We start from the raw sequence: 24,994 nt of genomic DNA on the forward strand, positions 1-24,994 counted from the left end.
TTATAATTATTTTTTTTTGTATTAAAACCAAAATCCTGCACCTGCTGTGAACCGGCCTCCGTCACTTCCTGTAAAGTAAGTAGCTCGTATAGAAAGTGTTTCCAGAGCACTTACCCATATTCCTCCGCCCACAGACTGATGCCATTTGCGTGAATATTCATCATCCATCCATACACGTCCGTAATCATATCCTGCCAATATTCCGAAATCCATAGGAGCGACTCCATTTTTTACATGTCCAAAGTTCCAGCGGATTTCACTGCTTTGAAATAGAGAAGAACGTCCCAGGAATCTATAATTCCTGAACGATCTTAAACCGTTGTTTCCTCCTAGGTCCGCTCCCTGAAAAAAATCAAAATTGTCGTTATTGATGTACTTTCCGTGTACTTTTGTTGCAAGGACAAAGCGTCCATTACTGTCAATACGGTGCGCAATGTTCAGGAGACCTTCATAGGTCATAAAATTGCGTTGGGTATCCTCCAGATTTGTTTTCCAGGCTGCCGATAGAGCAAATCCAAATCCCATAGTAGGAAAAGCAGCATTATCACTGTGATCATAGCTGAATATATATTTTGCTCCTGCAAATTTTTGACTGTCGAATATTCGGGAGTCAATTTGGCCGGATTGCGCAATAAAGCGTTCCGGAGTATATTTTACCTTGTAATCTTCGTATCCTAGCTGAATGGTCTGTACAAGGCCCAAAAAGCTTTTTTTGGAGAAAGACGGAGTTACCTGTAACTGTTGCATTCTTACCTTATTATAATCAATACTCAACTGATCTTTATTATCAATCGTATTATTCCCAAAGCCAAAATAATTTTGCGCAAAGTTGGGCGTTGTAAAACGTCCCCTTAGGTTAAATGCCCATTTACCTATAGCATTAGGAAAATTACCATTATATATAAGTTCTAGCCCACTTGTAGCTGTCAGATAATTGGCATTAAAAGTATGTTTAGCGGTATAAGGATCGCCCTCAAATCCATTTTGGGTATAGTTTACAACAGCGCCAATTTTGACTCCCTCATCAGGATTGTAGCTTAAGCTGGGATAACCGGCCCAAAAATTATAAAGTGGTTTTTTATAATCATAGGTATTGATCTCATGTTCATCTGTTATTTTTTTAGCTGTGTGTCCTGTAAGGTTATAGGTGTTGTTCTGAGATTTAAAATCATACAGCTTAATATTTCTTCCATTTTGAACATTATACACATCGTGGTTTTGTCCACCAACAATTCTTACTTTTATTCCCGTACTTTCTGCTCCTGAGATATCGAAAACATCATTGTCATTCAATCCATAAACCCATATTTCTTTAGTTTCACCTTTAGGATATTCCCGTTGAAAAACAAGCTCATCACCTTCTTTTTTAATTCGATATTGTGAAATAGAAATTTTATCTTTTTCTTTTTTAATCACAAACCGATCTTGTTTGTTGGTTCCGGTGAGCAATACTGTTTTTTGTAGCGCTTTATAGTAATCGGTTGCATAGTGTACCATTTTATCCCTTCTTATTTTAAGGGTCTGCTGGATCTGCTGGATGGTTTCATCTTGTATTTCTTTAGGTAAATTACGGAATGCACCATCAATCACTTTGTCTGAAAGGTTTTGTTGAATGTATTCTGCTTCCTTTTTCCAGTCCTGTTCAGTAGCATTTCTTAAAAAAGCAAGATCCAGAGGATAAGGTTCCCGGTTCATCCATTTTACATCACGGATATCTTCTTTGAAACTCTGCATATGCCGTAATGGAGGAGCCATCATAATGAATTTAAAGATAACCCCATCATATTTACTGAAAGCCTGGTCCCGATCCTTTGGAATAGGTTTATAAATGTATTGGTCATTTTCTTTATATTCTGCCCAGCGCCATTGGCCATCATGTCTGTCCCAGTCACCTATAAGCATATCGAAAACACGGGCACGGATATAGCTTTGCTGGTCTACTGAATATTTTTCAGATTTTTGAAGATTCATCATCATATCCGAAGTATTCATGGTTGTGGTAGCGCCATTAAGCTGTTTTAAATCTACATCACTTCCGGATAACCGTTCTTCGATCTGATAAAGCTCATCTCCATATCCATTATTGAATTCTCCGAGTGCTTTTTGTTTGGGAATATAATACAGCTGAGAATTGGAATGAAGGACATTTATTTTCTCTGCAAGATTTTCAATCGCGAAAGGGGTATATGGATGTCCTGTGGTATAAAAATCCAATAGGAATTTTTCAGCAACAGTTTCTTCAAAATCACTTCCAAAGCTGGAGTTTTTGAATGCTACAGCATTAAGAAACCGTATGGCACTTTTTTTCACTCCTCTCATAGCGTATTCCTGTCCGTTTTGTGCAATCAGGCGTAAGGAGTTAGATTGGTGTCCACCGCCGGCACGGACAGGGGAAAGTCCCCCTTTTAAGGTGTCTAGTGTTGCTACTTTAGCCTGTATTGGTGTGCTATAGTATTTTCTGTAATGCTCACCCCATAACCAGGTGTATAGCTTGGATTTTTTTGTTAAAGATTCAGGATAGACCGAAGTCACTATATTTTTGGGGAATTTTTCAGGATATGTTTTTTCAACACCAGGCTTCTGAGCTTTTTTTAGTACCTGAATTTTTGTCAGAAGTTTTTCCGAGTCATTTTTTGTATTGTAGTAAGCTACATTAGCACTGCTATCTTGATTAATATCCAGAACGGCATATCCGTTTCCGCCAAAAGAAAAATCCTGAGAATTTGTCACTTTCGCTGCTCCATTTTCAGATCCTGCGCCGCTGATAATCTGTCGAACATTTTTTTCTTCCAGATATTGAAGATTATGATCATGCCCCGATACGAAAATAACATTGTTATTATTCTGTACAATAGATTTGATACGACTTGTCAGGGCAGCATAATGAATATTGTTCATGTCCTGAGGGCTTATACTTGATGTTGAACGGAATACATTGATAATAGTACCCAATACAGGTAAAGGAATCTGATTTCCGAGGGGATAAAGCTGGTCTTTCCAGGAAAAATATCCTGCATGGATGCCTTTACTGATAAGAGGGTGATGTAATGCTACAACAATAAGGTTATTTTGATTTTTGTTGATCAAACCTTCAAATTCTGCAAAAAAATCATCTCTGGAATTTATATTGCAGGCGGCATTGATTTTTGATTCGTTTTCCCAATTTTCAAGAAACCATTGGCTGTCAATAGTAATCAAAGTGATATTATCTTCCAGTTTTATTTTATCAATCGGGCAGCCGTTTTTGGGAAGGAATGCTTTTTTATTATCCAGGTACTGGGTGACTGTCTTTTCCTGATTTTTTAAACCTTTAATCCCATGTTTCCAATCGTGATTACCAGGAATAACTACTGTCTTTCCTTTATAGTTCTGTGTGATTCTCAGCTGATCTTCGAGTGTTGACTTGGCTTGTTTATATTCCTTATTATTTTTATCAGGCATACCCCCGGGATCAATATTATCCCCCAGAAAAAGCAATGTAGAATTGGCCGGGGCACTATTGAGCCTGTTTTGAAGTTGCTTTAAAGTATTTTGCCCCATATGCCTGTTGCTGTTTCCTATATTGCCAATAAGAAGAAGCTGATGGGCAACTTTGGATGAATCCTGCGCCGGAACCTCAGCTATATTTTTTCCTTTCTGAATATTATAGGTGGCACATGATTGAAGTAGGATTCCAAGAACAGATATTTTTATGGAAACGGGAACTGGATTTTTAATATTGAAGTGCATAATTTTACGAATTGATAAGGTTGTAGTTTTCATTCATTTTATTAAGTATTCGTTTTTTGAATTTGATTAAGTATGTTTCAAAATCCTTTGTTAGACTATTTAAATAAGATGATTGAAATAATAAAACTGATAGCGGAGGACAAAATACCAAACATAAATACGTTATAGGCAATCCGCAGGCGTCGGTATTTTTTACTTAGGACAATTCCTTGTATATAGATATCCTTAATGAGTGTCTGATACAAGTAGTGGTCGTCTTCCATTACGGAAACCATTGCTTTATGGTAATTATCAAAAGGCATATTGTAATAATTCCCAAAAAATATCAGATTTACTTTTTTCTCTTCTAAATCTTTTTGGCTATACTTTCCGGAAGAAAGATTAGGACGGGTTGCGAGAAGGGAAAAAAATATGGTAAATATATTTACACTTAAAATCATATAAGTGGGCATACTTAGATAGGAGCTGCCGTCTAATTTCCGGATCAACTGACTGAAAATAATGGATAATATGATAGAATTAACTGTTATAAGAATCTGAGCTTTTTTGTCTGCCATATCAGACATCCTTTGATTATTTCCCGAAGCTATTCTAAACATTGTTTCCACGCCTTTACTAGGCTTTTCTGCTTTTTCTTTTTTGGAAGATGAAATATTGTCTGTTTTATTCTTTTTTAGGAGTTCCTTTATTTGATTAATGTTATCTTGCTTTCCAGAGGTGTAGTTGGTGTCTGCGAAGGTTGTAAAATAGGAGTGAGATGACATCAGCTTGAGGGTGTCAGCCAGCCATTCTTCTTTGGAGATTTTTTTTTCTGATAGGTTTTCCCTCTCTTTCCAAAGTTTGTCATTATATTCCAGAAAATCAGGTAAGGAAAAGTGATGTAAATCGGCATCACATATTATTTTTTCTTCTTCACTTTTAGGGGTCTGCGGCATTTTTGTTGAGAGGATGCATCTTGTTACGAATTCTATATCATCATCTGGGCCTCCGTTTTTGTTTAAAAAATCTTGTGCAATTTCTACACTTACAACTTCATGGTTCTCTCCCTTGGTTTTAAAATAACCTGTATCGTGGAACCAGGCTGCTATCAACAAAAGAGCTTTTGATCTTTCATTGTATTGATCATATTCTGCCATTATTTCAGAAGCAGCTGCTACGGAAGAGGTATGGTGAAGATTATGATAAGTCAGCTCTGGAGGAGCAGACTCGAAAAATTTTGTTACTTCATTTTCAGCCAGAAGACTAAGTTCTTTATAATTTATCATTTGTTGTTTTTGTTATTTCGTTGATGTATCCTGAATAGTCACTCTTATTGCTTTCAATCCTGATACACCCTGCATATCTTCCAGGTCTAAGTCTTCTATTGAAGGTTCAAGAATTTTATTTTCCTGGAGGTATTCAATATGTTTAAGATAATCCTCAATATCTTTTTTGTTATAATAGACTATGGCTATTTTACGGGGCTGTGTCAGTCTTTCATCAGAATTTTTAATGACAGCTTTATCAATTCTCTTTTTGATAATCTCGTACCTTATATTGTAGGCTCCTTCAACATCGAATCTTTTTTCATCATGACGGAAACTGATGGTAATGGTATTGGGTTGCACGAAAATCAGCTGGGTTGTCTGAATCTTTTTCGGAAGAAGATTTTGGCATGATTCTGTAATGATGGCAATATTTACCATGGAGATAAGCTGACGAAGTCTGACATTTTTAAGATAAACATCATTGAAAGGTTTGTCGGGAGCAATAGACTGTCCAATGTATATATTGAATTCTACACCGTCTGTGCGGTATCGGTCAAAATAATAGGGATAAGAATCCTGAAGTTCCTCATTCATCTTATCCAGTACTGAAATGATGTGTGTGTTCAGTATCTGGAATGTTTCCTCAATAGCATTGCTTTGCTTGTGAAAAGCTCCGTCTTCGGAGAGCTCTTTCAGATAAGGAGCTGTTAGATGCTGTACTTCTACATCCTGAATACCTAGCTGCATAATCAAATCCATGGATTCTACTGTTAAAAAATAGGCGATTTCTGCATCATCATTAATACTTAAGTTATTATTCTCTATCCTCTTAATAAAAACTTCTGCCTGATAAATCATTTCTCCCAACAGGTCTACATTTCTAATGTGTTTTAGCGCATTCAAAGTACGAACCAATGAATTCAACTGTGTGGTGAAATCTTCTGTAAGAGCTTTATTTCTTTCAATCGTAGAATTCCGAAAATCTATTGCTCCATAAATAGGATGTATACCATCAAAATGAATGGGAACAGGGACAAGCTGTTCTCCATTTTTTTCATTTTTTAAATAAGATATTCCTGCATTATTAAATTTCCATTCTACAGAGGGCTGGATGGCTGTAAAATGATTTTTGATGCTTTGATTGAGCTCTCTTAAATATTTGTTTATAATCGAAATAAAAAGGTTTTGAAGAGGAAATGTAAATTCTTTGAAACTGGAAAGAATAAGGTCAGTTTGTAACCCTGCATTTTCATACAGAATAACTGATAATCCAATAATTTTATCCTGAAAAAAGATAGGAAGGGAAAAAAGCCCTGAAATAGAAGTATTTTCAAAAGAATACCAGGTTTCATCCTCATTTATGTGGTATTTTATTTCGGGATTTTTTATATGTCTTTCTAAAAAGCTTGTAAAATCTGAAAATGAAGCACTGTATTTGGTAAGAATATGAGAAAGTACAGAGTCAAAATCTTTCCATATATCTGTATTTAATTTCCCATCTATTTCCAGAATCGGAAGAAAAAGAAGATCAATATCACCACCAATAAGGCTTTTCATTGCCTCTGTAGCCTGAAGAAGGATATTGTTTTCAATATCCTGCGAAATAAAAAGATTACGAAGCTTTTCTTTTGTTACTTTATAGGTTACATCTTCAATCCTAATGATAGAAAATCCTTTAAATTTAACCTTTTCAAGGGGTAAGTGCTTTTTTAAGAATTCTAAAACAGATTGTTTTGAGATCATCTCAGATTGTATTCTTTTAATATCTGGAAATACTCCGTCCACCTCCACAAAGTCATCATTGATAACAAATTCCAGATATTGGTCAGTACCGTTTTTATGGATACAAAGGACCAGCTCCATCTCATTAAAAAGATTAATATCATAGACACGCTTTACAATAAAATTATAAGCCAGTGTTTCAAATACTTCCTTTTCAGAGAGTATTCTATTCTCTTCCCAATAAATGATATTTACATGCTTTGAAGACTGTATTTCTTTCAGCTGTTTTGAAAGAAATGGTGTTCCAAATATACAATCATGGGAGAAAGGAGTAGCAATCCCCCAGGAAAAATTAGCCTCATCTACAAGAGCAGAGTTCGTTAATTGATAAACCAGCGCATAAAGATCTTCATACTGAGGAATATCTTCAGGGATAATACTATAGTTGGAATCAGGGAAACGTTTATTGAGCTTTTCTATTGCGCTTCTTATTACTTTTTTGAGTACACTGTCCTGACTGACAGAACCCTTTAAATAATTTAAAAAAGGGCTGAAGGAAAATTCGATTAAATTTTCGTGAGAGGTATTATTTTTAGAGGTATTCAAAATCATTTTAGAATGATGGTATTGGGAATATTATTTTCTGGTAATTAAAACATAATGAGTTATCTGTAAGTAAGGTTTACCCTGAAAAGCTATTAGTTTAGATAACCTCTGAATAAGTGGCTATTCAGTAAATTTCTTATGTATATGATCATAAATATCATATTGAGAACGGACAGGGATCCCATTATTGGAAATGGGTTTATTGTCAAGATTTACATTGATTTCGGTAGCTTTGATATTATCATTCATCTGGATGGTGATTAATTCCAGAATTTCATTTTTTAGCTGAGGTGAGTATACAGGGCAGAGTACTTCAATTCTATCATACATGCTGCGGTTCATAATATCCGAAGAACCTATAAAAATTTTATTTTCCCCGTCATTTTCGAAAATAAAAATTCTGCCGTGCTCCAAATAACGGTCTACTATCCGGGTTACTTTTATATTTTCACTTTGTCCCGGTACTCCTGGTACAAGACAGCAGATGCTTCGTACGATAAGTTCAACTTTAACTCCGGCCTGTGAGGCTTCATAAAGTTTGCTTATGATGATAATCTCTTCAAGGTTATTTACTTTGATGGTGATCCCTGAGGGCTTACCTTTCCTATGGTTCCGGATTTCTCTTTCGATCATTTCCAGGATAAGTGACATGAGGTTAAACTGTCCCACAGCCAAATGATTAAATGAAACTTCATCCGGACTTAAAGGTTTCCTTTTCTTCAGTAAAAAATTGAAAAATGTCTCTATTTCGTTGGAAATTTCAGAACTCGCTGTAAACAGAATGTGGTCCGTATAATAACGGGCTGTAGACTCATTGAAATTTCCTGTGGAAACCAGTGCATACTTTTTTTTATCCCTTTTGATCAAAGCTACTTTTGCATGTACTTTGAGTTTTGGAATGCTGGTAATAATATGTACTCCTGCATTTTTCATTTTCCTTAACCATTTCAGATTGTTTTCTTCATCAAATCTGGCTTTAAGCTCTACAAAGACTGTTACTTTTTTACCCAGTTTGGCTGCGATCATAAGAGCTTCAATGATGACGGAGTTCATTGCTGTCCTATAAATGGTAATATAAATTTCAGTTACTTTTTCATCGGTTGCCGCTTCCATAAAAAAGTCAATAACTTTATCATAAGACTCATAGGGAGTATGAATCATAAAATCTTGTTTATCAATCAATTCAAATACAAATCCTTCACCTGTATGTCTTTCCAATGTTTTCATAGAAGGGTAGGAGGCCTTTTCATCTTCAATTGAAATCAAATTCAAATCTTTTAAATGGTGATAGGCACTACCGGCTACGGCATCTCTAAAAGGGATACTTAGTACCTGCAACAGATTTTGAAGTTTTTTAAGTGGCATATCTTTCTCATACAGAAATCTGGTGGTTTTCCCTTTTTCCCTGTTTTCAAGATATACCTCCAGGTTTTCCAGGATATCTTCTTCTTTTTCAAAATTGATATTGGCATCCCGGGTGACTTTAAAATTCCATATACTTACCGCCATATTGGGAAAATACATTTCCGGTAGAAATTTCTTTAAAATATCATCAATAAAAACAATATGCCTACGATTGTTGCTGTCCGTTTCATAAAATCTTGAGACTTTATGAGTTGGGATTTTAAGGATATACATATTTTCTTTACCCTCTATGGAAGTGGTAAAAATAGCCTGATATAAAGAATTGCTTTTTATAAGGAAATTATCTTTAAGAGGAAGCGGGTATAATTCTATGGCAGGAGCTATATGACGGGTGAAATATTGTATAATCCTGCCTTCCATAAATACAGGAATTGGCTTATTGTAAATAAGCTCAATATTTTCCTTTTGCAGCTGAGGTAGTATTTTATTATGTAATATTCTTCCAAAAAATTCCTGCTGATTTACAATTTCTTTATGAATGATTTTTCTTAATGATTTTTTCTTTCCTATCAATAATTTGGGTATTCTGACTTTGTAGAACTCGTCCAAATTGGAAGAAAAAATAGAAAGAAAATTAAGCCGTTCCATTAAAGGCACGGTATCATTTTCCGCTTCAGATAGAACTCTTGCATTGAAAGATAGCCAACTCAAGTCTCTATCTGTAAATAAAGGCGCAATAGTTTTCATTTATCCGTTATTTAATCAGATATTTATTATAAAATAATACAATACGGTTACCACAAGATGGATACTCTTAGGTATTTTGTGAAAATGATAACCGTAAGGAATATAAATTGTTTAATAATTTTAATCCTATTGTTGGTGTTAAAAGTAGTAATGATGCTGTGAATGAATGGTATAGGATTGGTTTTTATAAATTTTACACTTGTGTTTTTTAGAGATTATATGGAACCTGTTGTACATCTTCAGTAAAATGTGGAAAAAAAAGTATTTAAAATGATGTCTATAAATATAAATTACTGTTGATATATTGAAATGAACTGAACTAAATCATTTTTTATTAAACTTAAAAAGAGAAGATGTACAACGAATATAAAACCGGCATTTCAACCAAAACCATTTGCCGATTGGGTTCCTTAATTTTTTTAATATTTTATCTAAAAACAGAGAATAATTGATAGAGTCTTGTTGCATATTTTTTTGATTTACTATCACAGAGTTTGCTGTACATCTTTTTATAAATTATGAAAAAACGGATTTTACTATTATGTTCATATATAGATAAAATTGTTAGGGATTATATCTACTATTAAACTGGAAGAAAGATGTACAGCAAGTTATATATTGACCAAATCTGGCAAGATACCTGACTCTGTAATGCCTATCAGGGCTTCAAATATTGAAATATATCAATTTGTCATTATTCTCATCTGGGTTGAGAATATTTTAACAGTTTCAGGAGGTCTTTATATTTCTCTGGAATCTGCTCACTTCTACTTTGTTCTATAGCAGGAAGATTCAACACCTGGAAAATTCGTACTATAACAAGCTTATGATGCTACATAATTATTATTAATGACTATTGTAGATAGAATGTGGATTATCAAGGTTTTTTTCATTTTTTGTATTTGAATTTTTTATAAATAAATATTTATTTGCTGCTTTTTAGATGCTGCTGTTAAACAAGGGATATTAGTTTTAGAAACTTTCTAAAGCCTTTTTATCATGTTTTAAACAAATTTATAATGGTTCATAAAGCTTTTTATTATCTCAATGTCACTTTTTATTGTTTCATATTCTCTTTTTGATGATTTAAAAAATAGCTTTTGAAAATGATCAGTCTAAGTTATTTTTGAGACCTAATTTGGAACGGTATTGCATAGGAGAAATCCCTACTTGTCTTTTAAAGAATTTACTGAAAGACTGCAGATCTGCAAAAGGAAGGGAACTTGCAATTTCACTAATAGAGAACTTGTTTTTTTTCAATTGTATTTTGGCAATAGAAACAATAGCGTCATTAATAAAATAACCTGGAGCTTTACCCGTGGTTGTTTTGATAATTTTAATTAAGTGCTTAGGTGATACAAAAAGGGCGTCTGCATAAAATTGAAGGCTTCTTTCCTTGGGACAGTTCTCAAAAACTATTTTCTTAAATTTTTCAGTAAAAACAAGATTTCTTGTTTGATTATGTAAAGCATTTATTTTTAATTCTTTATAGAAAATAATAGCGGATTCAAAAACGTATGAAATAATTAAATTTCTGATTACTTCAATATGTAAGTTGGTATTTACTTTGTCCCGCCTGGAAAGCAAGGAGGTATATAAATCGATAATCTTTTCCAGATCTTCATCATTCAGTTTAATATCATTTTTAAAATGAACCGAAAAGTGATTAAAAGATTCTAAAAAAAAATAATTATTTGAGCTGTTAACCAGAAAATCCTTGGTAAATAAAATTGTTCTCGACCTGAAATCTTTGCTTTGTGATATTTTTTGAAGTGTATGGTTGGGCCCTATAGCAAGAAATGTATTTTTATCAATTCTGATAATTTCATCATTCACTTTAATATCCATCCATCCACTTATCCCTAGCATCAATGCATAAAAATCCGGTCTGAAAATGTTTTTATTTTTAAGTTCAAAGACAAGCTGATCTGAAGAAATATAATAATCTTCAAAATTCCAATCATAGTCATCAATGTCTTTTACTATATCAGATAATTTATATATGGGAATTTGCTTATCCTGTTCCATGTATGCAGAGATATTCATCATACTTTTTGAACTTGTATACAGGTCTGCTTTAACCGTGGTAATATTGTGCATAAATAATGGGTATTGTATGAAGAAGCCAATATTTTCGGAAACCTGACGACTATCTCATTTCGATATACCTTAGAAATGATATATTCAAAACTTGTTTTAGTCAATCCTTGAAAAGTAGTAGTAGGATGTTGTTAAATTTTTTTTCGTTATTGTGTGTTCCTGTTTTTTTGTTCTCCTGATTTTTGTATTTTATAATCAATAATATCAATTTGTGTAAGTAGGATGAGTACAATGTCAAACCAATACAGTATAGCATTAGTTTTACCTATTAAAAAATTAAATTTTAAATAATGATGTAATGTTGATCTATCAAAATTGAACAACAAAAGAGATTGTAGAATGTACTTATCTCCATTTATAAATTAGGGGGGCAAGATCTTACTATTTCATTTTGATGGTGTAAAAGTAAAGACTATTCTATAATCTGGAGAATAAAAAACCAATAATTAATGGTGTGTAGTATATGTGTAGTAGGTTGTTTTTTTTCTGATCTATGATGGATTAAATTACAATGAAGATATATTATTTAGTATTTTGTTTCATCCGGTTATTCAATAACAGAAAATTTTGCTGCCAGAATTTATTTTTACTGAAACCATATATCAGGTAAACAAAAGAAGGCATGATGAAAATACTACCTAACCGAAGAGCTGTTCCCAGATAATTTATGGATTTTTCATTGCCACTGGCAACTCTTCTCATCGATACCCTGTTGTAGAGAATTATCTGAATCAGAATTTTCAGGTTAAAAGTAGTAAAGAGGTCTGGGTCTCTGACATTACCTATATCCGAACAGGTCAGGGCTGGTTGTATCTCACAACGGTCATTGATTTATATGACAGAAAAGTTATCGGCTGGTCATTAAGTGAGACGATGAAGGCTCAGGATACAAGTATTGCTGCCTTGAAAATGGCACGGCTTCACCGTCCTTTACAGGATCATGACAGTTTAATTTTCCATTCGGACAGAGGGATACAATATGCCTGTACAGAATTTACGTCAATAGTCGGAAAAAACATTACCCGAAGTATGAGCGGAAAAGGAAATTGTTATGATAATGCTGTAGCGGGGAGTTTTTTCAAGACTCTGAAAACCGAACTTATTTATCAAAATAAATATGAAACTAGAGACCATGCTAAAAACTCTGTGTTTGAATATATAGAAACATTTTATAACACTCAGAGAAGACATTCGGCTTTAGGGAATTTAACCATAAAAGAGTATCAAAATTTAATGTCTAATCTATCTAAAAATGTAGCATAAAGAGTATATAAATTTTGTCTCAAAAATAGTTGCAAGTTCAGTCTGGAAATCCTACAAATAAGATGACGATGACAAGAATAAGCCACATATGGTTGGCCTCCCAGATGGGACCCATTGCCTGATACATTATTTTACTTACTGTCTTTAGCTCGCTTTTTGGAGAAAAACTCTACGATTCCGGCACCAAAATCTGCACCTCCCATAATAACATAGAGAAGGGTGCTTATCCATAAGAATGCCAATACTATATAAAACATGTTTTTAGTTTAAAAAGATTAATAAGTAAACTTTAATGGGCATCTATTTTTGCATTACCCACATCATACAGCTTGTCCACCATTTTTACCTGACGGTTCTGTCTGTCCAATATAAATAGCTGTTCACAAAGTCTAATTCCAAATCAATACATATTCAGACAGTTTTTCATAAAGCAGTTCAATATCGGTACGGTTAGTAGCTGTTCCTCCTTTCTGTATTTCAATTTTTGCTCTGAAGATACGCCCGTTTTCTCCTTTGGCAGGGCCTTTTTGGTTCCAGGAAAAATATCCTGCATCTGGGTCTACAGCAATACCTACGCAATGTTTGTTTTCATCAATCATGTCTTCTTTACCTTTTCCTCTTCCTCTTTCTACAAAGGTAAGGGTTTACTGCCGTCATATTTTGCATTCATTACATGCGTTCCTTCACGGTCACACCGGTAAATGCGTTCGTTTTTACGATCTAACGTAAGTTGTTTTGGGGTAACTGTTCCTCCCACAGGGATAATTATTTTATGATTGGATCCATCTAGCTCGATACGTTGTTCAATGAAACCATCATTGTTATAAAGTGTTTCTCCGCCGGTAAGTCCCCCCATATTGGTTGCATAAATATGTCCATATACATTATCTACAACAATACCATCAGGAGATTTTCCGGGAGTGTTGATTAATGTTTCCGCTGAACCAGTTTCCGGATTAATTTTTAAAATTTTCTAACTCAATGTAACTAATGCAAGGATAGAGTAGCTAGTGTTTTTCATTTTGTATTTTTTATATTTACTTGTAAAGAGTTGTCATTATGCTTATGATGGATTAGAATCTTTTTTTTCAGGTTCCAGGATAAGCCTAAGGGTTGGATCATTGGTTATAAAGCTTACGATCCAGTTGGTAGCGAGTTTAAATTTATTACGGGAACCCGCTATAGGAACAAGGTGGATCAATAACCAGGTAAGCCATGCCATAAAGCCTTTCATAAATCCACCTTTTGGAAAATCTATTACAGATTTAAATTTTGCAATTGCTGCCATACTTCCTTTATTATTGTATTTGAAAGGATTGAGTGTTTTCTGCTTCACCAGTCTTGGAAGATTTTCGGCTAATAAAATTCCTTGCTGGATGGCAATTTGTGCCAGCTGAGGATGGCCGTTCGGATAATCGGCATCTGATGTTTGGAAACACTGATCACCAAGTGCGAAAATATTGTCAGTACCGGCCACTTTATTATATTCATCTACCATTATTCTACGTCCTTTGGTTATGGAAGATTCTGGAAGACCGGGAGCTTGTCTCGCTATTACCCCTGAAGCCCATACCAAAGTAGCAGTAGGAATGGTCTGGTCATTTCCCAGAGTGACAATATCATCATTGTAGTCCTTTACTAACGTATTTAATATAACATCTACCCCTCTTTCTGTTAATACCTTTAATGCTTCCTGCTGTGCTTTCTGGCTCATGGGTCCAAGCAAGGCATTTGAGCCGTCTATAAGGTATAGTCTACCAACTCCTTTTTTAAGGTTGGGATAATCTTTTGAAATGATATTATGAGCCATATCCGAAAGCATTCCGGCCACTTCTACACCTGTAGCACCTCCTCCGGCAATAACGATATTTCTCAGTTTCTTTTCTTCTTCAGGGTCTTCAGTAATGGTGGCTTTTTCAAGACTGGTTAATATGTGATTACGCAATGCTGCTGCATCATTTATATTTTTCATAGGATAGGCCTTTTCTTCAATATTTTTGTTTCCAAAAAAATTGGTTTCTGTTCCCATAGCTAAAACCAGATAATCATAGGGTAGGCTTCCTTTATCGGTTTCCACAATATTAGCTTGCTGGTGTATCATGACAAGAGATCCTAAGTGGAATTCCACATTGGGTTTTCCCTGAAACATTTTACGGAAAGGATAACAAATATTTGAGGGTTCAATAAATGCAGTGGCTACCTGATAAATCAGTGGAGGAAAAAAATTATAATTGTTGTGATCTACAAGGGTAATATCAAAGTCTTTATTTTTTCCTAATGTATTGGCAAGGTTGATGCCGGCAAATCCACCTCCTACGATAACTATTTTCTTCATATCTTTTGTGTTAATTTATAGTTAGTACTTAGTAATAATTTGATTTTTGTATGGCCATATTTTATTGTATTTGAATTACTGTTTCTTAATAAAAAAAAGTTATTGCCGAGGGTTTTATGGTATACTTTCTTAAATTCTCTTTTAATGGTTCAAAGTTCTCCATAAGGAATTATTATTGGTTCAGCAATATACTTTTATACGTTATAAAATAAAAATACCCGTGATATTTTGGATCTAATTTCAAATAGATACGTCATATTCACGGGCATTTAAGTGCTATAAAATTTGAAAAGTGAGATTTCATTTAAGTTGATTTTGATATGAATCATTACTTTCAACGAGACAAAGTTATTAATCAATGTCTTAGGCGGTATTATCTGTAATTCTCTTTTAATAGTTTAAAATTCTCTTTATGATGAATTATTTATTTTTGATAAGTTATTTGTAATCAACATGGTGCTGGCTTTAGGCCAATGGAGTACTCATGCTATAAATCGTAAATGTTATCTGCTGAAATAATAACTAATAACGGTTATGAAATTTTCAACCGGTAATTAACCAATATGGCAATAACGAAGTAAAACACTGCTGTGAGCCACATCTGACCCCATAAATCTTTTATATCTCCCAGACTTGCCTGGAACTGGCTAAGCGCTAAAAATCCTCTGGCCCCTACGGTTGAAGGGAATGCATAAGACAATATTTTTACCCATTGAGGGAAAGCAACTACCGGCCATGAAATTCCGGTAAGGAAAACTGCAGGGGTAGATAAAAATGTGACAGACATTGCTGCATCTTCTCTTCTTTTGAAAATTCCCATGAGTGAAAATCCTAAAAATATAACTGCCAAAAAGAAAGGAATTAAAAATACAATGACATCTCCAAATGCTGCCCTGAAAGGTAATTTGAAAATAGTGAAAGTACCTCCGACGATCACTGAAAACACCAGAATACATAATAATAAGTAAGCCAATGCCCGGCCTAATAGTACCGGAATAATCTTAAGATGGGTAGAATCTGAAATACGATAAGCTTCGAGGTATTTGTTTTGTTCCCGGAAAGTTCCCCCTAAAACCCCAATAGAAGTAAGTAATAATGTCTGCATAACAATCAGAAAAACAACAGGTAGCAGAAATGTTCCATAGCCTCCGTAAGGATTAAAAACGGGTTTGGTGATAGCCGTAATCGATCGGCGGGAAATCGTACTGTTTCCATAGTTTAGTCCACTGCGTAAAGATTTACCTATTTCTATTTGAGCATTAAAAGTACCCATAACAGAGGCTGCAGCACCAGAAATAGCTTTGTTATGTAACATATTTGAGGCGTCGCTATATAATAATATTGATGATTGGCGTCCGAGAGATATTTTTTGTTCAAAGTCTTCAGGGATAACCAGTATTCCAAAGACTTTACCCTCAATAAATTCTTTTTTTGCCTCATTCATATCATTAGAAACCACAGGTACACTTACCTGCTGAGTAGCGTCAAGCATCCTTATATAATTTCTGCTCATACTACCCTTATCCAGATCTACAACTGCTATGGGCGTTTTTTCAATAATTTCATTACTGTATATTGAACTATTTAAAAAAGCAACAACAACTGTGATGATAAGAAATGTAGTCCGTAAAGCGGGATCACCAAAAAAATGGAGTAATTCTGCCCGGCAAGCTTTAAATATGGTCTTTATGATTCTGTAAAATAAATTATTTGTCATGATATCCTCCTTTTTGTAGTTGATAACTGAATTTTTTTAATGAGAGTAAGCCTATCAAAGCAAAAACTCCGAAGCCTATCAAATAGGGAAGGGATTCAGTAATGGGCATTCCTTTAACGGCAATATTGGTAAGTGCTCTGGAATATGAAGCAAATGGAAAGATAGAATCCATAATCATAATTGCGGTAGGCATCCCTTCCTGAGGAAATGTATATCCACTGAATGAATATGCTAAAGAAGAATAACCTCCTCCCATAGCGCATAAGGATCTGAAATCCTTACTGATCGTTACAAAGAAAACCGCCATGAGCTGATATACAATGATTAAAATAAGAGTTAATATATATACATTGACAACAGAGGTATTAATCGGAATGCCCAGATAGCCAAATAGATAGGCTACCATCAAAATGGTCAGTAAAGAAAAAATAATAGTATAAGGTAATATTTTTCCGAAAAATGCAAAGAAAACATTATTACCACTCAATTGATATAAGTCTGTCCCTTTGTTATATTTCAGAATACTTCCCAGCAGGTATAATGTTGTGATCATTACCGTAAGCTGTAATGTCATTGGAAAAAGAGAAAGACAAAGGTAATAGGCATAGTTAAGAAAAGGGTTAAATAATGTATGGCTTCTCATAATAACAGGCTGAACAGCGTTTTTCGCCTGTAACGAAGAGGAGCCCCTTTTCATAATTACATTAACTTTTGCAGAAGCAGAGAAATTTCCTACGACTGTGTTAAATCCTTTATTGATAAGTCCTGCAGGTGTCATGTAATCATTATTGACATATAATACCACATTGACATTCTTCCCGCGGCTGATATCTTTTTTAAAGTTATCGGGAATAATAACCAAACCAAATACATCACTGGTTTGTATCTGTTTAAGTCCTTCGCCTTCGGTATTTACTTCTTTTGTGAAATCCAGTGTAGAATTAGCATTTATCTGTCTGATAAGCTCTCGTGACAGAGATGTTTTATCCTCATCCAAAACGGCTATGGGAAGCTCCCGAAGTACGCCGTCACCAAAAATGGCAGCATATAGGATAAATATGGCTAAAGGAACTCCTAATGTCCAAAGTATTATACTAGGTTTCTTTATGATTGTTTTCCATTCATAGAAAAACACTTTCCAAAAGCCGTTTTTCATTGTATCCATTTTGGTTAGTTATAATGTTACAGAGGGTATCAGTACACTCATCCCCGGACGGAATCCTTCAATTTTCTTTGTAGGATAGGCTTTAACTTTGAATGTTCTCATATCAAAGCCTCCTTTCGTTTTGGTGGCTGTCCAGGTAGCAAAATCTCCAAGTGGAGCAATAAATCTTACCTGAAGTTCAATTTTTTTGTTATCTAATGCAGGAACTACTCCTTCAAATTTGCTGTTCATTTTGAATTTTCCCATCTGGTCTTCTTTGATGTTGATCACTACCCAGATATCATTCAGATCCACAAGATTTACAATGGGATATCCTGCATTGACAAGTTCCCCAAGATTCGGAAAATATTGATTTACCTCTCCATCCGCAGGAGCAATAACATTGATCTCACTTCTATATACATTCACCTCTTTTACGGCACCATCAGCCTGTCTCATAGAGGCTGCAGACGCATTTTTATCTTCAGTTCTGGTTCCGTTTTTTGCCATCAGGTAATTATTGTATGCTGCTTTTTCCTGTTCTCTGGAAGCATTTTTCTGTCCTTTTGCTTCATCTCTTTTTTGCGCAGGAATTACTTTTTCCTGGTACAGGTTTTCCATTCTTTTATAAGTGGTTTCTGCAAGATCAGCGGAAGCTTTGGCCTGCTGCCAGGAATTATAAGCTCCCTGAACCTGCTCATAACGGGTTCCGTTGATCGCTTTATCGTATTGTGCGGTTGCAGCATCTTTTGCAGATTGGGCCTGAATCAGTTTAGCGTCAAGTTCCGGACTGGATAAAATAGCCAGTAGCTGTCCTTTTTTTACAGACTGCCCTTCATCAGCCAGTTTCTTCTCCAGCCTTCCGGTTACTTTAGGTGCAACATGAATTTCAGTAGCTTCTGCTTGCCCCTGTAAATAATCTTTTGTCGGACTTGTGAGAAAATAAACTGATACAGCAGCTATCGCTCCAAATATTAATATAATGATGAGGATATTGATGAATATAACTGATTTTTTCTGATTTGTCGCCATTGTAATAATTTTAAGTTATATAATTTGAGATTTTATTTGGCATTTTGGACATAATCACTGCTCATTCCGCATACCTCAAAAAGTTTAGCAAGGTTGGTATCATAGTCCGTATATGCTTTCAACTGTTCAATTTTTTTCCCCGATAGGTTCAATTCAGCATCAATAACATCTGTAGACGTTGAAATTCCTTCCGCAAAAGAGGCCTTTCGTATCCTTACAAGTTCTTCTGCCAATTTTATAGATTCATTGAGAGAAACAATTTGTTCATCCGATTTTTTAAGCTCATTGTATAACTTTTCAACATATGTTTTAATATCAAGCTGAAGCTTCTCTCTGGTCATTTCAATGGTCTCTTTTTCACTTTTGGCTGCAAGAATTTTATTCTTCTGCCCAAATCCGTCAAAAAGATCATAGGTAACCATGATACCTAAAATTAAAGGGTTTTTTACCAAAGGAAAGTTATGAGAAGCAAGAATCTGCTGGCCAGTTAATAAAACAGTAGGCAGATGGCCTGCTTTTTCTATATTAATCCCTTGCTGGGCAATCTCTTCTACAAGTTTTAATTTTTGTATTTGAGGATAATTGGCTGCTGCCTTCTCTTTGTATTCTTCTAAAGAATTCATATTTTCTTTTAAAAAGAAGGGTGTAGTAAGGGTAAACTCCTCTTCTGTCTCCAGAGTTGCGGAAAGGGCTGTTTTTGCCAACTGTAAATCTTTTTTAGAAGCCAGCAACTGTCTTTCAGCTTCAGCCACGGCTACCTTAGCTTGCAGAACCTCTACACCTGCAATGATACCGTTACTTTCCATTTTTACTGAATTTGATAAGTGGACGTTCATTACCTCCAGGACATTCTCTTTTACCGTAACAGCCTCTTCTGCAAGTTTTGTCTTAAAATAACTGTTGGCCAACTCTGAAATAAGGCTTTGCTCAGAATTATTTTTGTCCACTTTGGCTACTTCAGCATTTATTTTAGAAATATTGACTGCTGATTTTATTTTTCCACCCGTATATATAGGCCAGGCCATTGATATTCCTCCAAATGCCATATCTTTTTTTTGAAGGGTAAAATCCCAGTTTCCTAATATATCCGGTGAGTGGAGCTGAAATAACGTGGCAAGTTGATCTCTTTTGTCATTAAGATTGAGTCTGTATTCTTTGTCTATATAAGTTGCAACTCCAAATGCTTTAATCTGAGGATAGAACATGCTTTGGGCAGCTTTTATCTTATAATGGGATGTCTCTATCTTTTTATTATTTATTTTTACTTCAATATTTTTATTCATCATCATATTAGTGGCTTCAGAAAAACTGAGTGCAGATTGAGCATATAAGCAATTTCCGCCTGACAATATGATGATAAGCTTAACCAATAATTTCATTGCCGTTATTTTATAGTTTATCAATTTAAAAGTGATTATGAATCATTGTATAAAACAGAGAAACTGTATTTCCCAATATCGGGATAATAAAAACGTGTATTCCCTATCTTTATAAGATTGAAAATCCTACAGTATAGTAAGAATAGAGTATAATTCCCATGTATAGATTCTGCTCATTTTATTCCCTGTTCCTTGGAAGTAAATTGTTCATGAAACCCGTTGTTTTTACCGTTATTTATTTAACAATCAATCATGGGTGCTAATTTATAATTGATCTTAATATATTGGCTTATTTGAAAGTAGTTAAATGTAGTCTGAAAGTATCATTGTGCACAAAAAAAACTGTAGTCTGTATCTGATTTTCAGGACTTATCAAATTGATCTACAATTTTAACATATTTAAAATCCGTTATTTAATCTTTAGTCTTTTTATATGTGTATGGATAAAAAGACTTTTTTATTGCTGATGTTTATATAAATAAAGAGAAATTTACATATTCTGTGTGATGAAAAATCTAGTAATTATAGATTCTGTGATTGAAATATCAGGTGTTTTTCATAATAGCAGATATTGAGATAGGCATGTTAAATTTTTTCTAAAGTAAGGAAATCTGGATGTTGTTTCATTTACAGAACTTTGGTAAACAATTGTTAGTGTTTATTGATAGCTATACTGGTAAAAATCCTCACAAAACTAATATTAAAAGTGACATGGGGTAGACATCGAAGTGTAAACATTTTAGGAAGTCTTATTACTTCTTTCCAAAAAACATCATTAAAAGAGTACATGACAGCCAACTATTTTTAAATTTCATTTGGTTTAAGCTCTGGTTAGATTATATTCTTGGCTGCTATTTCAGTATTTAGAGAGTTTTAGATAATTAAAGGTGAATCTTAGACAATATTCTTTAAAACATTCATTCCTAAATTTACAATATTCATAATTGTCTTTTATAATTTATAAAATTTATAATTGATCATGGAAAAATGTTTTTTTTTTTTTTTTGATAATATAGTTGGAACAGTTAAAGATACAGGAACATAAATCATATTAAATCAACTTTTTAATTTAAATGTTTAAATTTATGAATAAAATCATCTTTTCTTCACCAGGTAAATATGTGCAAGGAATGCATATAATAAATGAGCTAGGTAGCTATCTTGTTCCTATGGGCAAAATGGCATTTCTTATAGCAGACGATATTGTTTGGAATTTAGTGAAAACAAAAGTTGTCAAATCTTTAGATAAAGAGCAAGTTGAGTATCATTATGAATCTTTTAGAGGGGAAGCTTCAATAAACGAAATTTCACGCCTTGCAAAAATAGGTAAATCACGTAATATAAAAGTAGTTGTAGGATTAGGAGGAGGAAAAACACTAGACGTAGCTAAAGCTATTGCCGATGAGCTTGGAGTATCAGTAGCAATTATACCTACTGTGGCTTCTACAGATGCCCCTTGCAGCGGTCTTTCCGTTTTATATACTGAAGATGGAGCATTTGATAGATATCGCTTTTATAAAAAAAATCCTGATCTTGTATTGGTTGATTCCTACATTTGTGCTCAAGCTCCTGTGCGTTTGTTTGCTTCTGGAATAGCAGATGGTCTTGCCACTTATGTGGAAGCACAAGCCGTATATCGTTCCAACTCTAAATCAATGGTAGGTGGACAACAAACCATTGCAGGTATGGCTATCTCAAAAGCTTGTGAAGAGACTCTTTTAAAATATGGTTATAGTGCTTACAAAGCTGTAGAAGTACAGAAGGTCACTCCTGCAGTGGAGGCGGTAATAGAAGCCAATACATTATTATCAGGACTGGGTTTTGAAAATGGGGGGTTGGCTGCTGCTCATGCAATACATAACGGATTTACTGCACTATCCGGTGATGTACATCATCTTACCCATGGTGAGAAAGTGGCATATGGTACTCTTACACATATGCTACTGGAAGGTCGTTCTGACGAGGAAATTATAAAATATATTAAATTTTATCGTTCAATCAATATGCCGACAACATTAGAAGATATGCACCTCGAAAATGTGTCTTACGAAGAACTTATAAGTGTAGGTGAAAAGGCTGGTATTGAAAATGATACCTTACATAATTTAAATCCTACCTTGACAGCAGAGCAGGTTGCAAATGCGTTAATTGGGGTTAATGTACTCAGTAAAACAATATTTTAAATTTGAATTATATTAATTATAATAACCGATTTATATCAGGTTAAAATAACAATTTAAGATACAATTTAGGAATTACCAGCAAAAGCTTGTTATAAAATAATCCTGTGATAATAAAGAGGCTGCCTCAATATATCTCCTTTATCTCAGATTCTCATATAACAACTTTTGTCGTTTAAGAGATTCTTATAATGTTATTTTACCTTTTGAGACAGTTCCTTTTTCTTTTTTGATCGTCTCGTTCATAATAAGAATGATTCCGAGGAGGAAAAAGGCTATAATCAGATAGCGCCATGCCAGTCCTTGTTGTTCTGTTACAGTTCCGCTTACAGAAATAATAAAACTCGAAATAGAGGTGATCACATAGACCAGCCCACCCATCAATCCACCTGCTGTTCCGGCATTTTTAGGGAAATACAGCATACTTGTTGTGAAAAACGAAGTAAACAGTACTCCAGAACAGATATGAATAAAAAAGGCAAAAGGAACCATGATGAAAAGACTTTCTGCATAATTGCTGGTGATGATCAATGCAACAATCAAGGTGAGCTGCAATAGAATAGGCTGCAGGATACGGGGCTTAAAATCCAGTGTAAGTCTGCGTTTTCCTATAAAACCTCCGATCATCCATGAGAAACCTAAAATCAAAGTACAATATCCAATGACTACAGGTGTAAAATGAAACGTATTTTCAATAATAAATGGTCCTGTAATATTAAAAAGCATAACAATAGAATAGCTTAATCCCAAGATGAAAATTCCCAACATAAAGATCCTGTTTTTAAGCATCATTTTATAAAGGCTTATATTTTCTGCAAGATCAAGCTTCTTTTTCTGGGGAAGGCTTTCACCACTGAAAAACCACTCGAACAGAAAGATAAGTCCTGCATACAGGGCCAGGAAATGAAAGTTGGCATGCCAGTTAAAAAGTTTTTCAAGATAACCTCCAAGAAAAGGAGCCAGAATAGGTCCGCAGGACCATACAATGGTAAAATAACTCAGGTAATGTTTTACTCTTTCCGAATCATAAATATCCACAAAAATAGCACGGGTAGCCACAACAAGTACCGAAACGGCAACACCCTGAAGAATACGCAGCAGACATATTAATAAGATACTATCAGTCATTGTAATCAGGAGGCTGCTGATGACCAGAAGGAATAAAGCAAGCAGTTTTGGACGGTAACGCCCAATACTATCAAGGATTCCGCCTACAAACAGCTGGGAAATTCCATAGCTCAGCAGGTAGGAGGTAAGCGTAATCTGGATATCTTTTTCAGAAACCGATAATTCTCTGGCCATTGATGGAAATGACGGTAGGTAGATATCTGTGACAAACCCTGAAAGAGGGATAGACACAAAGGCCATAATGGTGATTAGCTTTATGCGTTTTTCAGATGCTTCTCTCAACATATTCATTCATTTTTACAATGCAAAAATAATTCAAGAAAAGTAAAATCCAGTTTTAAAAGACAAAGTAAAAATTACGAAATTCAAATAATTAAAATGCATTTTTAAATTTTAAAGGAGAAGTCTGTGCATGCTTCTTAAAAAAATTATTAAAATGAGAAGGTTGCTCAAAGCCCAAAGTATAGCCAATTTGTGCAATATCCCAGTTGGTGTATTTCAGCAGGTTTTTAGATTCTTCAAACATTTTGTCCTTAATGATCTGTGTGGTTGTAAGATGGGTAACTGATTTTACAGAAAAGTTTAAATGATTCACATGTACATTAAGATGATCCGCAAAATCTGAAGGTGTTCTTAAGGCCAGCGGATAAGCTGGTGAATCTAATGGAAATTGTTTGGTAAGCAATTCATCAAACAGTTTATAAAGGCGAACATTAGCGGGAAGTTCACTGGGGCTGATATCCTCTACACGATTTTCCAGAGCCAGATGCAGTACGGAGGCAAGATTGCTTTTGATACTGGAGCATCGAAATGGATAAACCGAATTATTGATCTTGTATATCTGTTCAAAATATAGGGTTGCCAGCTGGGTTTGCTCTTCGGTTAAAAAAACGACAGGTTTGCTCCACTCTTTGAAGAGTGACGTTTTTTTGAATAAATTAAACTCTGAATTTCCATTAAAAAACTCCTGGTTAAAGAGGCAAAAATAACCCTCCTGAAAATCACCGTCACATTCCCAGGTATAAGGGATGCTGGGGGAAGGGAAAAATAAAGCAGGACGGTCAATATACAACTGATGAGCCCCATAATGAATAGTCCCTTTTCCTATGATAAAGCTAATCTTATAATAATCACGCCGGTTATAAGGACTTTTGAAACTGCAATACTTTCGCATGGAAATATTGAAATGAGATTTCCCCATTTCAAAATCTTCCGAATCAAACAGTTTAATCTCATCTTTCCGAATACGTCTGTAATAATCTTCTATGGTTTCCAGCTGATCACTCATTGCCTTAAAATT

18 protein-coding genes are annotated in these 24,994 nt (G+C 34.5%); 2 read left to right on the forward strand and 16 right to left on the reverse strand.

Annotated elements, in window-relative coordinates:
* Positions 1-21 precede the first annotated feature (21 nt).
* The 5 genes from DRF57_RS18470 to DRF57_RS18495 form a co-directional block, all read right to left on the reverse strand.
* Positions 22-3,762 carry a metallophosphoesterase gene (locus tag DRF57_RS18470; RefSeq protein WP_228450369.1) on the reverse strand — a complete coding sequence of 1,247 codons (3,741 nt, stop codon included), beginning with the start codon at positions 3,760-3,762 and terminating at the stop codon, positions 22-24.
* Positions 3,763-3,824: 62 nt separating this feature from the next.
* Positions 3,825-4,994: a Pycsar system effector family protein gene (locus DRF57_RS18475; RefSeq protein WP_052188514.1), complete on the reverse strand. Its 1,170-nt coding sequence runs from the start codon at positions 4,992-4,994 to the stop codon at positions 3,825-3,827.
* Positions 4,995-5,006: 12 nt separating this feature from the next.
* Positions 5,007-7,310 (reverse strand): hypothetical protein, encoded by a 2,304-nt coding sequence (locus DRF57_RS18480; protein ID WP_115920113.1) that lies wholly within the window; start codon positions 7,308-7,310, stop codon positions 5,007-5,009.
* Positions 7,311-7,424: 114 nt separating this feature from the next.
* Complete coding sequence (ppk1, locus tag DRF57_RS18485) at positions 7,425-9,416, reverse strand: polyphosphate kinase 1 (RefSeq protein WP_115920115.1); 1,992 nt, start codon at positions 9,414-9,416, stop codon at positions 7,425-7,427.
* Between the two features lie 1,110 nt (positions 9,417-10,526).
* Positions 10,527-11,516: a helix-turn-helix domain-containing protein gene (locus tag DRF57_RS18495; RefSeq protein WP_115920119.1), complete on the reverse strand. Its 990-nt coding sequence runs from the start codon at positions 11,514-11,516 to the stop codon at positions 10,527-10,529.
* A 678-nt stretch (positions 11,517-12,194) separates the two neighbouring features.
* On the opposite strand from DRF57_RS18495, the gene DRF57_RS18505 reads away from it, so the two are divergent.
* On the forward strand, positions 12,195-12,779 hold the full coding sequence (locus tag DRF57_RS18505; protein WP_228450370.1) for an IS3 family transposase: 585 nt from the start codon (positions 12,195-12,197) through the stop codon (positions 12,777-12,779).
* Positions 12,780-12,816: 37 nt separating this feature from the next.
* Here DRF57_RS18505 and DRF57_RS24195 read toward each other — a convergent pair whose 3' ends face one another.
* The 9 genes from DRF57_RS24195 to DRF57_RS18545 all read right to left on the reverse strand — a co-directional run bounded on the left by DRF57_RS24195 (position 12,817) and on the right by DRF57_RS18545 (position 20,386).
* Entirely contained in the window at positions 12,817-12,906 is a 90-nt protein-coding gene (locus tag DRF57_RS24195; protein ID WP_307724824.1) for a cytochrome d ubiquinol oxidase subunit II, read from the reverse strand.
* A 4-nt stretch (positions 12,907-12,910) separates the two neighbouring features.
* Complete coding sequence (locus tag DRF57_RS24200; protein WP_307724825.1) at positions 12,911-13,036, reverse strand: hypothetical protein; 126 nt, start codon at positions 13,034-13,036, stop codon at positions 12,911-12,913.
* A 132-nt stretch (positions 13,037-13,168) separates the two neighbouring features.
* Positions 13,169-13,378, reverse strand: a complete 210-nt coding sequence (locus DRF57_RS18515; protein WP_115920125.1) for a hypothetical protein — start codon at positions 13,376-13,378, stop codon at positions 13,169-13,171.
* Positions 13,379-13,407: 29 nt separating this feature from the next.
* Positions 13,408-13,635: a hypothetical protein gene (locus DRF57_RS18520; protein WP_115920127.1), complete on the reverse strand. Its 228-nt coding sequence runs from the start codon at positions 13,633-13,635 to the stop codon at positions 13,408-13,410.
* A 207-nt stretch (positions 13,636-13,842) separates the two neighbouring features.
* The gene (locus DRF57_RS18525) at positions 13,843-15,114 is read right to left on the reverse strand and encodes an NAD(P)/FAD-dependent oxidoreductase (RefSeq protein ID WP_115920129.1); all 1,272 of its coding nucleotides are present in this window, start codon (positions 15,112-15,114) and stop codon (positions 13,843-13,845) included.
* Positions 15,115-15,646: 532 nt separating this feature from the next.
* Entirely contained in the window at positions 15,647-16,831 is a 1,185-nt protein-coding gene (locus tag DRF57_RS18530) for an ABC transporter permease (RefSeq protein WP_052188508.1), read from the reverse strand.
* Positions 16,821-17,987 carry an ABC transporter permease gene (locus DRF57_RS18535; protein WP_047486297.1) on the reverse strand — a complete coding sequence of 389 codons (1,167 nt, stop codon included), beginning with the start codon at positions 17,985-17,987 and terminating at the stop codon, positions 16,821-16,823. Before DRF57_RS18535 ends, DRF57_RS18530 begins: the two co-directional genes overlap by 11 nt.
* 18 nt (positions 17,988-18,005) lie before the next feature.
* Positions 18,006-19,007, reverse strand: a complete 1,002-nt coding sequence (locus tag DRF57_RS18540) for an HlyD family secretion protein (RefSeq protein WP_047485848.1) — start codon at positions 19,005-19,007, stop codon at positions 18,006-18,008.
* Between the two features lie 32 nt (positions 19,008-19,039).
* On the reverse strand, positions 19,040-20,386 hold the full coding sequence (locus tag DRF57_RS18545) for a TolC family protein (RefSeq protein ID WP_115920131.1): 1,347 nt from the start codon (positions 20,384-20,386) through the stop codon (positions 19,040-19,042).
* A 1,085-nt stretch (positions 20,387-21,471) separates the two neighbouring features.
* On the opposite strand from DRF57_RS18545, the gene DRF57_RS18550 reads away from it, so the two are divergent.
* Positions 21,472-22,569 (forward strand): glycerol dehydrogenase, encoded by a 1,098-nt coding sequence (locus tag DRF57_RS18550; protein WP_047486295.1) that lies wholly within the window; start codon positions 21,472-21,474, stop codon positions 22,567-22,569.
* 183 nt (positions 22,570-22,752) lie between these two features.
* Here the strand turns inward: DRF57_RS18550 and DRF57_RS18555 are convergent, their stop codons facing one another.
* Together DRF57_RS18555 and DRF57_RS18560 are read right to left on the reverse strand one after the other, a co-directional pair.
* Positions 22,753-23,979 (reverse strand): MFS transporter, encoded by a 1,227-nt coding sequence (locus DRF57_RS18555; RefSeq protein ID WP_115920133.1) that lies wholly within the window; start codon positions 23,977-23,979, stop codon positions 22,753-22,755.
* A gap of 88 nt (positions 23,980-24,067) precedes the next feature.
* Positions 24,068-24,982, reverse strand: a complete 915-nt coding sequence (locus tag DRF57_RS18560) for a helix-turn-helix domain-containing protein (protein ID WP_115920135.1) — start codon at positions 24,980-24,982, stop codon at positions 24,068-24,070.
* Between the last annotated feature and the right edge of the window lie 12 nt (positions 24,983-24,994).

The organism is Chryseobacterium rhizosphaerae (genome assembly GCF_003385455.1).
Taxonomy (GTDB): domain Bacteria; phylum Bacteroidota; class Bacteroidia; order Flavobacteriales; family Weeksellaceae; genus Chryseobacterium; species Chryseobacterium rhizosphaerae.